Annotated in this window: 13 protein-coding genes and 1 pseudogene; 4 read left to right on the forward strand and 10 right to left on the reverse strand. The window is 67.8% G+C overall.

Features of this window, described 5'->3' with window-relative positions; translation table 11 throughout:
- Nucleotides 1–72 precede the first annotated feature (72 nt).
- The 7 genes and pseudogenes from AB0B25_RS03025 to mftA form a co-directional block, all read right to left on the reverse strand.
- Nucleotides 73–291, reverse strand: a complete 219-nt coding sequence (locus AB0B25_RS03025) for an MbtH family protein (protein ID WP_357173827.1) — start codon at nucleotides 289–291, stop codon at nucleotides 73–75.
- Nucleotides 288–2,030 (reverse strand): AMP-binding protein, encoded by a 1,743-nt coding sequence (locus AB0B25_RS03030; protein WP_357173830.1) that lies wholly within the window; start codon nucleotides 2,028–2,030, stop codon nucleotides 288–290. Before AB0B25_RS03030 ends, AB0B25_RS03025 begins: the two co-directional genes overlap by 4 nt.
- A gap of 438 nt (nucleotides 2,031–2,468) precedes the next feature.
- Entirely contained in the window at nucleotides 2,469–3,935 is a 1,467-nt protein-coding gene (mftG, locus tag AB0B25_RS03035) for a mycofactocin system GMC family oxidoreductase MftG (protein ID WP_357173832.1), read from the reverse strand.
- 89 nt (nucleotides 3,936–4,024) lie between these two features.
- Complete coding sequence (gene mftF, locus AB0B25_RS03040; RefSeq protein WP_357173835.1) at nucleotides 4,025–5,425, reverse strand: mycofactocin biosynthesis glycosyltransferase MftF; 1,401 nt, start codon at nucleotides 5,423–5,425, stop codon at nucleotides 4,025–4,027.
- Between the two features lie 231 nt (nucleotides 5,426–5,656).
- A complete protein-coding gene (gene mftC / locus AB0B25_RS03045) occupies nucleotides 5,657–6,919 on the reverse strand; it encodes a mycofactocin radical SAM maturase (RefSeq protein ID WP_357174149.1) in 1,263 nt (420 codons plus the stop codon).
- A gap of 45 nt (nucleotides 6,920–6,964) precedes the next feature.
- Nucleotides 6,965–7,207 (reverse strand): annotated as a pseudogene (gene mftB, locus AB0B25_RS03050) (mycofactocin biosynthesis chaperone MftB); the annotation flags it as partial.
- A gap of 17 nt (nucleotides 7,208–7,224) precedes the next feature.
- Nucleotides 7,225–7,323, reverse strand: a complete 99-nt coding sequence (gene mftA / locus AB0B25_RS03055; RefSeq protein ID WP_357174152.1) for a mycofactocin precursor MftA — start codon at nucleotides 7,321–7,323, stop codon at nucleotides 7,225–7,227.
- Between the two features lie 326 nt (nucleotides 7,324–7,649).
- Between mftA and mftR2 the strand changes: the two genes are divergently transcribed.
- Complete coding sequence (mftR2, locus tag AB0B25_RS03060; protein ID WP_357173838.1) at nucleotides 7,650–8,288, forward strand: mycofactocin system transcriptional regulator MftR2; 639 nt, start codon at nucleotides 7,650–7,652, stop codon at nucleotides 8,286–8,288.
- 58 nt (nucleotides 8,289–8,346) lie between these two features.
- Complete coding sequence (locus AB0B25_RS03065; RefSeq protein ID WP_357173841.1) at nucleotides 8,347–9,402, forward strand: ferredoxin--NADP reductase; 1,056 nt, start codon at nucleotides 8,347–8,349, stop codon at nucleotides 9,400–9,402.
- A 53-nt stretch (nucleotides 9,403–9,455) separates the two neighbouring features.
- On the opposite strand, the gene AB0B25_RS03070 is transcribed toward AB0B25_RS03065, so the two are convergent.
- The 3 genes from AB0B25_RS03070 to AB0B25_RS03080 all read right to left on the reverse strand — a co-directional run bounded on the left by AB0B25_RS03070 (nucleotide 9,456) and on the right by AB0B25_RS03080 (nucleotide 12,289).
- Nucleotides 9,456–10,196 (reverse strand): DNA alkylation repair protein, encoded by a 741-nt coding sequence (locus AB0B25_RS03070; protein ID WP_357173844.1) that lies wholly within the window; start codon nucleotides 10,194–10,196, stop codon nucleotides 9,456–9,458.
- A gap of 20 nt (nucleotides 10,197–10,216) precedes the next feature.
- Nucleotides 10,217–10,978 carry an aspartate/glutamate racemase family protein gene (locus AB0B25_RS03075; protein WP_357173847.1) on the reverse strand — a complete coding sequence of 254 codons (762 nt, stop codon included), beginning with the start codon at nucleotides 10,976–10,978 and terminating at the stop codon, nucleotides 10,217–10,219.
- 114 nt (nucleotides 10,979–11,092) lie between these two features.
- On the reverse strand, nucleotides 11,093–12,289 hold the full coding sequence (locus tag AB0B25_RS03080; protein ID WP_357173850.1) for an FAD-dependent oxidoreductase: 1,197 nt from the start codon (nucleotides 12,287–12,289) through the stop codon (nucleotides 11,093–11,095).
- A 232-nt stretch (nucleotides 12,290–12,521) separates the two neighbouring features.
- Here AB0B25_RS03080 and AB0B25_RS03085 point away from each other — a divergent pair, with 232 nt between their 5' ends.
- Nucleotides 12,522–12,878: an SPW repeat protein gene (locus AB0B25_RS03085; protein WP_357173853.1), complete on the forward strand. Its 357-nt coding sequence runs from the start codon at nucleotides 12,522–12,524 to the stop codon at nucleotides 12,876–12,878.
- Nucleotides 12,878–13,507 (forward strand): TetR/AcrR family transcriptional regulator, encoded by a 630-nt coding sequence (locus AB0B25_RS03090; protein ID WP_357173856.1) that lies wholly within the window; start codon nucleotides 12,878–12,880, stop codon nucleotides 13,505–13,507. The genes AB0B25_RS03085 and AB0B25_RS03090 overlap by 1 nt, the downstream gene beginning before the upstream one ends.
- Nucleotides 13,508–13,621 lie beyond the last annotated feature (114 nt).

Consider the following 13,621-nt stretch of genomic DNA (forward strand, 5'->3'; position numbering starts at 1 on the left):
GTGGCGCGGTCGGGGCGCGCCGCCAGGCAGGGGGATCTGACCGGCGCGCCCCGCGCATTCAGGTGGTCTCGGTCAGTTCGCTTCGTCGGGCATTGTCTCGATGAGCGACACGGGGCGCAGGTCCACCCAGTGGGTTTCCACGTACCGCAGACAGGACTTGCGGGGGGCGGCGCCGAAGGCGATGGTCCAGCCATCCGGGACGGACGCGAACACCGGCCACAGGGAGTGTTCGCCCTCCGCGTTGATGAGGACGTAGAACTTGGCGGCGTCATCGTCGAAGGGGTTGTTCATTCTGTTTTTCTTCCGAGTCGGATCAGGGTTGCGAGGATCCGACGCCGACCGGCTCCACCAGCGCCGTGCCGGCGGCGCCTCGGAGATCGGGCGCCCGGCGCGCAGCGTTTCGTGCTGCTCGGTCGGTGCCGGTCGCGCGAGTCGACGGACAGCCGGGATCGCGGTGTCGGTCCCGCCGCGCAGGCGCCGAGCATGTGCCGATCGGCGAGAGCCGGAAGTACTCCCACGCCGACAGGTGGACGGTGACCGAAGTCTGTTGCGATACCCCCGCTTCCGCCACCCACCGGTAGGCGAAGATCGAGCACCGTCGTGCCGCGGTCCCCGGTGATCGGGTCGAGGACATGGGTCGGTCTGCGCGGCTGGTCCGCGGTAGCCGACTCGTCGAGGAAATCTGTGGCGTGGGTCGGCTGTGCCGAGATCCCTGCTGGTGCCGGACCTTCCCCGAGTCCGGCACCGGCAGAGCTCGTGGTGACCGTGCGATGCTCGGCGGCCGCGTGGTTCTCGGCGACCGTGAGCTGGAGATCGAACTTGGGCACTCCGGTGTCCAGGGTACTGGTGGCTACCGACAGTTCGGGCAGTTCGACAGCGATTGCCTCGGCATCGTCGACGCCGAGCCGCGCCCGATAGACGGTCATCGCAGCATGGGCGAGCACGTGCGCAAACACCTTGTCCGGCGCGACCTCCGCGAACATGTCGGCACTCGGGCTGGTTCGCTCGAACCGGTTATGGAACCACCCGCGCTGCTGCGTAGGAGAAAGTGGAACCAGCGGCGGCCTTGGCCGCGCCCGCAGCTGCGCGACCAAGGACGCGCCGCCGGATCCACCTACCCGCTCGCCGAGTTCAGCGAGTTCGCCCACCGTGCTAGCGGTGCGCGACTCGCGAACTCCGAGGGGGCAGTTCAGCCCGGCATCGAGTCGGTCGGCGATCCGAGTCGCCACCGATCCCTTGCCGTCGAGTGTGCAGAAGTCGTGGCCCAGCCTGATCCGCCGGTGGTCGAGCACTTCGGCGACCAACCGCTCGCCGTCCCCCGCGTCGTCGTATCTCGGCACGACCACGCCGCGGGCCACCGAGTCGACCGTTGCGAGGACGGCCTCGATCTCGGCTCGCTCGATCCGCAGGCCACCCAGCAGGATCGGGAAGTCGACGCTCCTGACGTTTTCGCGACCATCATGTGCAGTCCGGCGCGCCGGGCGGCGAGTGCGGCACCTCCGGTCCCCCACCGAGCGACCATCCGGACCACAGTCAGCCCCGAACAACGTCGCTGGCGACGAGGGGCGTGCGGCAGAGCCTCGGGCGAGCTGTACCCCCGACAGATACAGCTCACCCGGAGCCTTGACCGATACCGGCCACAGCCGCGAGTCGAGCACGCAGAGCCGGATCGGCAACATCGAGGCGCCGGTCGACACCGACAGAGCATCGGTGCGGCTCACTTCGCGAAAGGCGACGTTATCGGCCGCCTCCGTCGGACCATACACAGTGCGCGAGCGAGAACTGGGCAGCACCCGCAGACGCCGGGCAAGCGCGGCGGGGAGGGCCGCGAAAGCGGCGAACGCCGAGCGCAGCGAGGTCCGGCGCACGACCGCCCGGTCGACGCGGTAGGCCACGGACATCAATGGCACGAAATGGGCTGCCGTGTGGTCGAACTCGTCGATCACGCGCCGCGGTTCGGCGGCAGTGCGATGCGCGCCCCATCGGGCGGGCGACAGCGCGCTGCACCCACCCAACTCGGTACGGTGCACCAGAGCCTCCTACGTTCGGCAAAACCACTTCAGGCCGAGCGCCTCGGGCAGCACGAACACACCGCTGCCGCGGGACTGGTCGGCTGGCGCATGGCGAACTACCACGTGCGATTCGGCGAAGGCGCGAGCGGAGTACACCGCACTCGCGCGGAATCCGACAGATTCGGGTGAAATCGGTGACCCGAGGTCACCGCCGTGGCGAGCGTCGCGCCCGCAGACGGTATGCCTAGCGTTTGATCGTTCCTCCAACGTCACTGCCGTGGAGTAGGCGCCGCGGCTAGGTCAGCAACATCACGCGAAGTGGTTCACGTGCAGTGCGAATGCTAGGCGCTTCTTTAATAAAAAGAAACTATTTCCTCTAAAAATTTTGTCACGGCGACCTGGTGCGACCGAGCAAGGCAGCGGGTCGAGGACCGAACCGGGTCATCGCCCGCCACTTCACGAGCCGAGGTACCCGGCCGCCCGCTCCGCGATCATCATCGTCGTGGCCTGCGGACCACGGCTCAGCGGCACGGGCGCGATGGACAGATCCACAATGAACAGTCCGGTCACGCCGCGCACTCGACACGACTCGTCGACCACTGCCGCCTCATCATCTTCCCGTCCCATTCGACACGTTCCGGACAGATGTTGCGACGTGGCCAGATTCCCGCGCAGCCAGGCGGCGGCGAGATCCGAGCGCGCCGGAATCGGTTCGACGATCTGGTGCGCCTTCATCCGCTTCAGCAGTTCGGTGGCGATCGCGACCCCGGCGCGCAGCCGAGTCCGGTCGGATTCCGCGGCCAGGTATCGGTGCTCGATCAGTGGAGCGACCGTGGGGTCGGTCGAGCGCAGCCGGAGCACACCCGACGAGTCCGGGCGCATCAGCGCGACGCCGAGTCGGCGTACCCCGGGCGTGAACGACATGGTGTAAGGGCGAATTTCTACGTCGTCGAGTTCGAGCACGGATTCCACCGGGACAGTGGCCTGGTCGCCGGTCTCGAGCAGATAGTCGATCCCGATCTCGGGATGATCACTGAACCCGGCGCCGACGTCGGCGGCGTACACGATAGGGATGCCGAGTCCGCGAAGTCGGTCGGGTCTGCCGATGCCCGAACGCAACAGCAGCGCGGCCGACTCGATCGCACCAGCGCTTAGCACGATACGGTCCGCCCATTCGGTGTGGATCCGCCCCCCGCACAGGCAGTCGACGCCGATCGCCCGCGAACGATCGAAACGGATGCGGGTGGCATACGATTCCCCGCCGACCGTCAGGTTGGGGCGGGCCAGCGCGGGCAGCAGATAGCCGAGCGCCGATCCGATCCGGCCGTTCTCGTCGAGATTGCACGGCACCGCGCCGACACCGTCGGCGCCGATCGGCGCGTTGAGATCAGGTATCTCGGGGAATCCGGTAGCCAGACACGCCGCGGCGAACGCCGCGCTGATCGGGGCCGGATTCGTCGTGCGGCGCACCGGGATCGGACCGGAACAACCGTGCCACGGTTGGTCGCCGAAGTCCACATCGCGTTCGGTGCGGCGGAACATCGGCAGCACGGCGTCGAACGACCAGGCCGACGAGGCGCCGAGCGTTCTTGCCCACGCTGCGAAATCCGCCGCGGTGGCCCGGACGAAGTAGCCGCCGTTGATCGACCCCGAGCCGCCGATCACCCGGCCGCGCACGATGCGTGCGGCCACGGGTGGATCGGCGGACAGCGCGACGTCGTATCGCCACAGCCACGGCGAGTCCGGGCCGATCGGCATGGTGGTCGGGTCGAGCAGCTCGGCGGGGATGGCGCCGGGAGTAGTCCACAGCGGACCCGCCTCCAGCACCCGCACCTGGTGGGCGGGGTCTTCGCTCAGCCGCGCCGCCAGAACACACCCGGCGGTGCCGCCTCCGACGATCAGCGTGTCGACCATCCGGACCATACCCGTTCAGCGTTTCGCGGCCACACACGGCGCCGTGCGGCGACGGTGTGGTGCGGCAGGCGGAATTCCGGTCATCGCGCGGGTGTCGGTCAGCGTGCCGGCGTGTCGGGTTTCAGCGCTTCCACGCTGCGCGCACGGAAGGCGCCGAGCCATAGTCCGGTGCCATACGCGATGTCGTCGAGCCGTTTGTAGGCGAGGTAGCGCACCGGATCGAGACCACCGGCGTCGCGGTGGGTGAACCAGTCGGCGAGACCGTCCGCGACGGCCATGGTCAACGCGATGCGCCGAATACGCCGCGACGCGAGCACGGCGAGCAGCGTCACCGGCCAATAATGGCGGCACATGGCCGAAGCCAACCGCCATATTCCGGCGAAGAAGCCACGAGACAGGTAGATCGCGGCGATCCGGGTCGGATTGTCCAACTCGGCGAAAACCCGCCGGAGTCGAATCAAGGCGGTGATCAGGGTGACGACCCCACCGAGTAGCCCCCACTTCGTCAGCGTGGCGAACAGCAGCGCGGCGAGCACCGTCCAGAACGGCACCGACAGCGGCGAGACCATTCCCGCGTGTCGTTCGGCCAGTGGGGCGGCGCCGGTGCCGTAGAACAGCTTTCGGCCGAACCAGGCGAGGAAGGAAACCCGGTGATCGTGCGCCACGTGCGCGGCGGGTTCGTAGCGCAGCCGACAGCCCGCGCGCTCCAGCCGCCAGCACAGATCGACGTCCTCGGCGACGCGCATCGACTCGTCGAAGCCGCCCTGGGCCAACAGCGCCCTGCGCCGCACCAGCAACGCCGCGCTCGGCACATAGGACACCAGCCCCTTCGACTGCACGGCCGCCTCGCGCCTGCCGAGATCGAGTGAGGAACGGGTGTGCTCGTAGCGCGCCAGGGCGTTGGACTCCGGGTCCAGCGCGACGATCCGCGGGGCGACCAGCGCCACCTCGGGATCGCTGAAGTGGCCGAGCATCACCTCGAGCCAGCCGCTGCGCGGCACCACGTCGGAGTCGAGGAAGGCGACGAAGTCGGTTGTCGCCGCCCGCAATCCGGCATTTCGGGCGGCGGCGGGCCCCTGCTTGCGATCGTGCCGCAGCACCGTCACCCGGCATCGCGTGCCACGGTTGCGCGGAATGCGAACCGGTTGGTCTGATCCATCGTCGACGACGATGACATTGTGACCGCGCAGCGCGGCGAGCAACCTGGCCAGTCCTTCGGCGTTGTTGTGCAGCGGCACGATGACGGTGACATCGTCCGGCGAGGGCAGCAGCCGCGGACGGGGATTGGCCACGCCGGAGTCGAGCAGCCGCCTGGCAACGACAGCGGACTTCGGGCCGTTCACCTCGAGGTACCCGTCGCCGATCATCTCGGCGGCCTCCGGGGCAAGTCGCAGCAACCGGGCAGGCGAACCACCAATCAGGACCCGCCCACCGGAGTATGCGCGCACCCGAGGATCGATCCGCACCCCGAATCCATCGGGCAGGCGATCATGGCGCATTCCTGGCATGCTATGCGGAGTTTCGCGCGCAGGCATCAACAGTCCCGAAAATGCGAAGGAATTCCGGCCGAAACGACCGCGCCACCGACGGCGATCCGCGACTCGCCCGCTGCCGACACCGCTTTAGTGATCTTGTTCCAGCATCCGGCAACGCACGAGCAATCGCCCGGTCGCAGACCGAACAGCAGCCAGTTCTCAACAGCCAGCACACTTTCAGCTAACTCGCTGGCATCACGCCAGCGGACTCTCGTCGCAAGCTCGGAAGGGTCGACGCTCAGGCGAATACGCGTCCGGGCGCGTCGCGCTCAACGTCAACGGGATGGGTCCGGTCCCGCGCGCGCCGCCCCGCACCGACACCCGACGAGAGTGATCGACCGACGAACGCGGAATCATCCGCCCGGCATTCGCGAGCGCCGCCTCGCCGTAGCCCTGCACACATTCCGGATCGGGCCCGTCGGCGGGGAGACCGGTGAAGAACTTCGCCGCCATGCAACCGCCTCGACAGGCGTCGTAGTGGCCGCACGACGCACACGCTCCGCCGCCGCTGGGCGCCCGGAGCTGAGCAAACAGCTCCGAGGTCCGCCACACGGCATCGAACCCACCGTCCGCCACCACATTTCCGGCATGGAACCGATCGTGGATGGCGAACGGGCAAGCGTACACGTCGCCGACCGGGTCGACCAAACAGACCACGCGACCCGCGCCACACATATTCAGTCCGGGCAGCGCCTGCCCGAACGCGGACAGGTGGAAGAACGAATCACCGGTGAGCACGCCTTCGCCATTGCGCAGCAGCCAGTCGTAGAGCACGCGCTGCTGGTCAGGAGTCGGATGCAGCTCGTCCCACACGTCGGCGCCGCGCCCCGACGGCCGCAGCCTCGTCAAACGCAAGGTAGCGCCGTATCGTTCGGCGATCGCGCGGAACTCGTCGAGCTGACCGATATTGTGCCTGGTCGCCACCACCGACAGTTTGGCGTCCCGGAAGCCCGCCGTGGCAAGGTTTTCCAACGCACGAATGGCCATGTCGTAGGAGCCGGGTCCGCGCACGGCGTCATTGACCGCGGCGTCGGCCCCGTCCAGCGACACCTGCACGTCGACGTAGTCGGCGGTCGCGAGGCGAACCGCGACCTCGGGCGTAATCCGGACACCGTTCGTGGAGAACTTCACGCCCACGTGGTGCGCGGTCGCGTACTCGATCAGCTCCCAGAAATCCGGACGCACCGTGGGTTCACCGCCGCCGATGTTCACGTAGAACACCTGCATCCGCTCGAACTCGTCGATCAGCGCCTTGCACTGCTCGGTGCTCAGTTCGCGCGGGTCCCGGCGACCAGACGAGGACAGGCAGTGCACGCAGGACAGGTTGCAGGCGTAGGTGAGCTCCCAGGTGAGGCAGATCGGCGCGGCCAGACCGGATTCGAAGCGATCCACCAGGCGCACCGCCCCCCGCGTCGGCCGGACCTCCCCCACCGTCGGAGGTGATGAAGCCGTGCTCATCGTCGACGGCGACGCCGGTCCACCAGGCGCACCGACGATCATGTCCGAATCGACCAGTTGCGTCAGCGCTTTGACATACGGCCCGAGGTCCTCGTCGGACACTCCCGCCGCGCGCAGGGCAGCACGGGCGGAGGCATGCTCCGGCAACGACCGCACGATCCGCGCGATCCGCGGACTTTTCAGGAACGAGAGCTTGCGTGTGCCGAAGTGGTAGAGCAGCGCACCGAACGACTCCGGTCGCAGCGCTACCCGGGAATGCAATTGCCAGCGGGCATCGAGATCGAGCATCGTCGTCACCCGCCCGGCTAGTAGACGCCGCACATACCGTCGATGGACACCTCTTCGACGAGGGTTTCCTCGACCAGCGGCGCCTCGTCGGCCGACCGCGCGGCGGCGGTCTCCACCGGTCCGGTGGTGTCGACATCGGCGTGTCCGATAGATCCGTTTTCCGGCATGCCTACCTCCGAGAGGACGATCCGTGTGCGCGACTACCCGATGCGGCCGCGGTCCCACGATAACGTCATCAGCTGACAAAATGGAACATGTTTCACCCGACGAGACGGCGATCGGACGAATTCCGCCGGTCGCGATAATGAGCGGGCAGGCGATCCCTCCGCGTGCGGAGACCAACGCACGGCGCCCCGCCTGCGGCGTAGCGCTCTAGACTTCGGAGGGAAAGCAGCTGAACGGAACGTGACGGGCGAGGCACGCCCACAGTGGTAGAGGTGGCATGGGAGTCGGACGAATGCAGGCGAACGGGGGCGGCAACACACTGTCGGAGTCCGAGATCGTCGAGGCCGCGCTGCGGGTGGTCCGGCAAGACGGTGTGGAAAAACTCTCCATGCGACGCCTGTCCCGCGAACTCGGCGTCTCCCCCATGGCCCCGTACTACTACGTCGCCGACAAGCGGGAACTACTCGACCTCGTCGCGACCGCGGCACTGACCGGAGTTCGCACGCCACCGCACGAATCCGGGCCGTGGCAACACCGGCTGCGCGCCCTCGTCGACCAGATCGACGAGAAACTCCGCAAGCACCCTGGCCTCGGCGACATCCTGATCGAGCAGATGCTCGGCAAACAGCTGGACCTGATTGCCGCGGTGATGGATATCCTGGCCGACGCCGGCTTCGACGACCGCAACGTACTCGCCGCCTACGCGACCATCCACACCTACTTGTTCGGCCGCAGCCGGGTGAACCCGAGAGACCGCTCCGCACCCGCCGACGTGACCTTGCCCGACGTGGTCGGGCGGGCCACCCGATACATCGCCGACCTGCGCGGGCGATACTCCTACGACTTCGGCATGGACGTGCTGATCGCGGGCCTCGAGGCCCAGCTTGTCCGGCAGGCGACGACCGACGTACGATGAAACTGAAACACGTTCTAGATTGGGCCCGGGGCGGCCATGCCGGTTTCGAGAGGATGACGTGACCACTGTCGAGGTTCCGCACGGCTCACGCTCGGTCGTGCTGCGAGTATCTGCCGTCATCACCGAGACGGCCGACACCTGTTCGCTGGTCTTCGACATCCCCACCGAGCTGGCCGAGAAATTCCGCTATCAACCCGGCCAGTTCCTCACACTGCGGATTCCCAGCGACCGAACCGGCTCGGTCGCGCGGTGCTATTCGCTGGCCAGCTCGCCGCACACCGACGATCGACCCAAGGTCACCGTCAAACGAACCGAGGGCGGCTACGGGTCGAACTGGGTGTGCGACAACGTCACAGCGGGCGACCAACTCGAAGTGCTGCCGCCCTCCGGCACCTTCACGCCCAAGGACCTGGACGAGGATCTGCTGCTGTTCGGAGCGGGCAGCGGCATCACACCCGTGATGTCGATCCTCAAATCGGCGCTCGCGCGTGGCAACGGCCGCATCGTGCTCGTGTACGCCAACCGCGACCACGAGTCGGTGATCTTCGCGGGCGAACTGCGCGAACTCACGGAGAAGCACCCGCAGCGGCTCACGGTGATCCACTGGCTGGAGTACTTGCAGGGACTGCCGACGGCGGACGCGCTGGCCACTTTGGTCGCGCCCTACCAGAGCTTCGAGGCGTTCATGTGCGGGCCGAAGCCGTTCATGGACCGCGTGCACGACGCACTGGGGCAGTTGGGCATACCCCGGTCGCGCACCCATGCCGAAATCTTCAATTCGCTTGCCGGCGACCCGTTCGCCGACCAGGCGCCGGTCGAGGTCTCCGACGAGGAGGCCGCCGACGCGGCGACCGTCGAGGTCGAACTCGACGGCCAGGTGCACGAGTTGACCTGGCCGCGCAAGCAGACACTGGTGGACATCATGCTGGCCAAGGGTTTGGACGTGCCCTATTCCTGCCAGGAAGGCGAATGCGGCTCCTGCGCGTGCACGGTGCTGGAGGGCAAGGTCGAGATGGACAATGCCGAGATTCTGGATCCGGAGGACATCGAGAACGGCTACATCCTCGGATGCCAGGCGCATCCGGTGACCGATCACCTGAAGATCCAGTTCTGATCAGGCTCGTCCCGGCCGCTTCGCCGGGACGGGCATTCCTGCGGTGCGGATGCTCAGCGCGCGCGATACTCGGCGCGCACCGACTGCTCGAGATGCTCGGTCGCGTAACTCAACGCAGTGCGGCCCATGGCCGCGGCATGCTGGTCGAGGAAGCCGGTCAGCAGCGACGCATCGATGCGCTTGCCGACTTCGCGCAGCATCCAGCCCAGTGCCTTCTGAATCAGATCACGCCGGTCGCCGAGCAGCAGTTCGGCCAGCGCGAACGTGGTCGAGGCGTCGCCCGCCTTGATGAACGCGAACGTCGACAGCAGGGCAACCCGCCGCTCCCACAGCGAATCCGCCTGGGCCAGGTCGAAAAGCAGCTCGCGCGATGTGTCCAGCAACCACGGGCCGACGATGCGCTCGGCCGACACGTCGACCAGATCCCAGTTGTTCACCCGGCCACGACGCACCGCCGCCAGATACAGCTCGACCATCGCCGCGCGGGCCGTGTCGTCGAAGGTGCGCGGCTTGGACGCCGCCGCGAACTGGGCGTTCAACATGACCAACCCGGTGAACCGGTCCTCGTGCACGGCGCTGTCGAGCAACTGGTCGATCTGATCGAGCGGGAGTGCCGCGAAGCGTTTCGCGACACCCCGGATCGCGGGCACCCGGACGCCGAGGAACACGTCGCCCTCGCCGTACTCACCGGGACCGGTTTTGAAGAACCGCTGCAGACCGATCGCGTCGGCCGGGTTCGCGAGTGCGCGCAGCGCCGCCTGGACCTGCGCGACAGTCGGCGCGACGTCGGTCATCGAACGAACCGACGGACGGCTCACCCGCGCGCGCCCAATACGCGGCCGGACTCGAACGCGGCCGCGCCTACGGGCAGCTCACCGGGCTCGCCGCCGATGAGCACCCGGACCTCGCCATTGCCGGTGCTCGGGCGGCCGAGCGCGTCCATCCGGCGAATGGTCTGCGCGGCAACGGCTTGCGCGCTGTCGAACAGGCGCACACCATCGGGAAGCGCGGCCAGGATCGCGTCGATCACCAACGGGTAGTGCGTGCAACCGAGCACCACGCCCTGCGCATCACGCGGAGTCCGCTCGGCCGCGCTGGCGATCGCGGCGTGCGCAGCCGCGAGATCACCGCGGTCGATCGCGTCCGCCAGCCCGTGGCAGGCGACGCCGATCACATCGGCGTCGCCGCCGAATTTCGCGATCAGATCAGCCTGGTAGCGGCTTGCCGTAGTCGCCGCGGTAGCCCAGACCGCCACCGATCGGCACACGGCCGCCGCGGGCTTGATCGCGGGCACGGTGCCGATCACCGGGATATCGGGGCCGACCTCCGCCCGGACATGCTCCAGCGCCGTGACGCTCGCGGTGTTGCACGGCAGCACGATCACCTCCGCGCCCGACCGCAGGGACGTCCGCGCGGCGTGCACCACCCGGTCGACCACCCACTGCTCCGGTTTCGGCCCCCACGGTGCGCCGTCCGGATCCAGTTGCAGCAGCAGATCCACATCCGGCCGCAACTTGCGCACCCAAGCAGAGGTGGGCAGCAACCCGAGACCCGAATCGATGAGCGCGACGATCACTCGACCACCGTATTACAGCGCCGCGCGACACCACGCACGCCGGTTCCGACATCGTCGCCCGTACCTCGAACAGTCGCACGACCTGGTAGCGGCTCCGCCTGCGGTCCGGGGCGGTCAGCCCGAAGTCAGCAGATCCGTGACCGGGACGCTGGCCGCGATTTTGGCGCGGGCCTTCATGACCTGGGCGGTCATGCCCGCGCCGACAACGCCGGTGAGGGCGCCGCCGCGGGAGTAGTAGGCGAGGAACTTGCGACCATCGTCGGAGACGATCCGGACGTCGTCGGCGGCGTTCGGGGTGCCGAGGGCTTGCAGCTTGACGTCGTACTGGTCGCTCCAGAAGTACGGGACGCGGGCGGCGGTGGGCGGCTCGGCCCCCAGGAGCGCGCACGCGAGCAGTTTGGCCTGTTCGCCCGCGTTGGTCCAGTGCTCGACCCGCTTGCACAGGCCGGTGTCGTGCCGCCATGCGGCCACGTCGCCGACCGCCCAGACGCCGTCCGCCGAGGTGCGTCCGACCTCGTCGGCGAGGATCCCGCCGCCCACCGAGGGATCGGCGAGTGCTATGCCGGAGTCGGTCAGCCACTCGGTCACCGGCCGGGAACCGACCCCGATCACGATGAGGTCGGCGACGATCTCGGCGCCGTCGGAGAGTTTCGCGGCGCACACCCGCCCAGCGTCGTCGGTGCGCACGGTGTCCAGGCAGGTGCCGCACCGCAGGTCGACGCCTTCCTCGCGGTGCATCCTGGCGACCAGAGCGCCGACCTGTTCGCCCAGCACCGAAGCCAGCGGCGTCGGTTGCGGCTCGATCAGCACGACGGCGATATCGCGGGCACGGAAGCTCGCCGCCAGTTCACAGCCGATGAAGCCCGCGCCGACCACGAGCGCCGTACCGGCATCGGCCAATTCGGCGCGCAGCGTGGCGGCGTCGGCGTGGCCGCGCAGCACGTGCACACCGTGGGCATCGGGCAATCCGGGCAGGCGGCGCGGACGCAGGCCGGTGGCGATGACCAGCTGGTCGTAGTCCACTGTGCTGTCATCGACCAGGCGGACGCTGCGGGTTTCGGTGTCGACGGCGACGGCCGCGGTATTCAGTCTCAGATCGATCTGCTTGTCGGTGAAGAACTCGCGCGGGCGCAGCGTGGTGTCGTCGGTCTCGCCACGCACGAACTGTTTGGACAGCGGCGGGCGGTCATACGGAAGGCGCGGCTCGTCACCGAGGAGGATCAACTCGCCGGCATATCCCGCACGGCGCAGCTCCTCCGCGGTACGCAAGCCCGCGAGGCCGGCTCCGACGATCACGATCGGCGCAGTCATGCGGCCTACCTTTCCTGGAACCGGGCAGCCGGTTCGGCTCGACATCCGTTACTGACGGTGACGCGCAGTCACCCTAACGTCTGCTTGGTCTCCGCAGTGGTGAGCTCGTCGTAATCGAATACCTGTCCATGCGCGCGAAATGCCGCGCAACCGTGCCCGGAACGATATTGATCGGTCGGTCAATCAGGACTAGACCGAGGTCAGGACATATTCCTAACCCGAGGAGGCCTCTATGTTCACCGAAAGCCGCACGCAAGATCTACTAGCTGTCATATTGGGAATCTTCGCCGCGCTGTCACCCATCTGGGTGAAGACCACCGACAACGCCAGATGGTCGCTGATCGTGCTCGGCCTGCTGATCGCGCTCGCCGGCCTCGCCCAGATGTACCGCCCCGCCATGGCCGCGACGGACTACGCGATGGGCCTGTTCGGTGTGCTGCTGTTCATTTCCCCTTGGGTCTTGAACTTCACCGAGTACCGGGGCGCATCCTGGACCGCGTGGATAGTCGGGATCGTGACGGCGGTGGTTGCCGTCGCGGCGCTACCGACAGTGTCGGGGCGTCTGCACGGCACGGCTACGCATCACTGATGCAGATACCGACCACCCGGCGAGCCGGGCGTCGCCGCAGCGCGAAAATCGACGGCGACGCCCGGCAACTCATTCTGGACGCTGCCGAAAGGCTCTTCGCGGCACAGGGATTCGATGCGACCGCGACGGCGGCTCTCGCTACCGCGGCAGGCGTCCCGAAAGGACTGGTCTTCTATTACTTTCCGACCAAGGATTCGATTCTCACCGCTCTGATGACCGAACGGATGCCCGCGCCACCGATCGACGACATCCACACCCTGGTAACGCCCGGCGATCCGGCGGCGAGCCTGGTCAATCTCGACGCCGCCGTGAATCTGCGCGACCACCATTCGTCGGTGCTTCGGGTGATCATGTGGCGGGAGGCCGACACCCACCCCGACGTGCGCCGCCAGCTCCGCCATTTTCGCGACCAGATGCTGGAAGCGACCGCCAAGGTGCTGCAGGCGAGCGCGCCGAGCCCGGTCCGCCCCGGTACGCTGCGCGCCTGCGCGGCGGCCTGGGTCTCGGCGATGTTCGCCGTTGCCAGCGTGGAACGCCTGCACGCACTGGACGGTGTCTCGTTGCCCACCGCGGACGAGGTGCTGAATATCGCCCAGGTGGTCGCGGCAGGAATGACCCAGCTCGGCTGAACGCGCCTACCACGAGCATCGCGCCCAGCGCCGCGGTTCGGTTGTGCGCAGCAGAGTTACGCACAGCAGAGATAAGCACAGGGCAGTTATGCACAGCAGGCGTGTTGTCCACAT

It is taken from the genome of Nocardia sp. NPDC049190, assembly GCF_040648115.1.
In the GTDB taxonomy this organism is placed as follows: Bacteria; Actinomycetota; Actinomycetes; order Mycobacteriales; family Mycobacteriaceae; genus Nocardia.

Coding starts and splice junctions, on each gene's coding strand:
- AB0B25_RS03025 (WP_357173827.1), bottom strand. CDS start 291: ATGAACAACCCCTTCGACGATGACGCCGCCAAGTTCTACGTCCTCATC.
- mftG (WP_357173832.1), bottom strand. CDS start 3,935: ATGGTCCGGATGGTCGACACGCTGATCGTCGGAGGCGGCACCGCCGGG.
- mftF (WP_357173835.1), bottom strand. CDS start 5,425: ATGCGCCATGATCGCCTGCCCGATGGATTCGGGGTGCGGATCGATCCT.
- mftC (WP_357174149.1), bottom strand. CDS start 6,919: ATGAGCACGGCTTCATCACCTCCGACGGTGGGGGAGGTCCGGCCGACG.
- mftR2 (WP_357173838.1), top strand. CDS start 7,650: ATGGGAGTCGGACGAATGCAGGCGAACGGGGGCGGCAACACACTGTCG.
- AB0B25_RS03070 (WP_357173844.1), bottom strand. CDS start 10,196: ATGACCGACGTCGCGCCGACTGTCGCGCAGGTCCAGGCGGCGCTGCGC.
- AB0B25_RS03080 (WP_357173850.1), bottom strand. CDS start 12,289: ATGACTGCGCCGATCGTGATCGTCGGAGCCGGCCTCGCGGGCTTGCGT.
- AB0B25_RS03085 (WP_357173853.1), top strand. CDS start 12,522: ATGTTCACCGAAAGCCGCACGCAAGATCTACTAGCTGTCATATTGGGA.
- AB0B25_RS03090 (WP_357173856.1), top strand. CDS start 12,878: ATGCAGATACCGACCACCCGGCGAGCCGGGCGTCGCCGCAGCGCGAAA.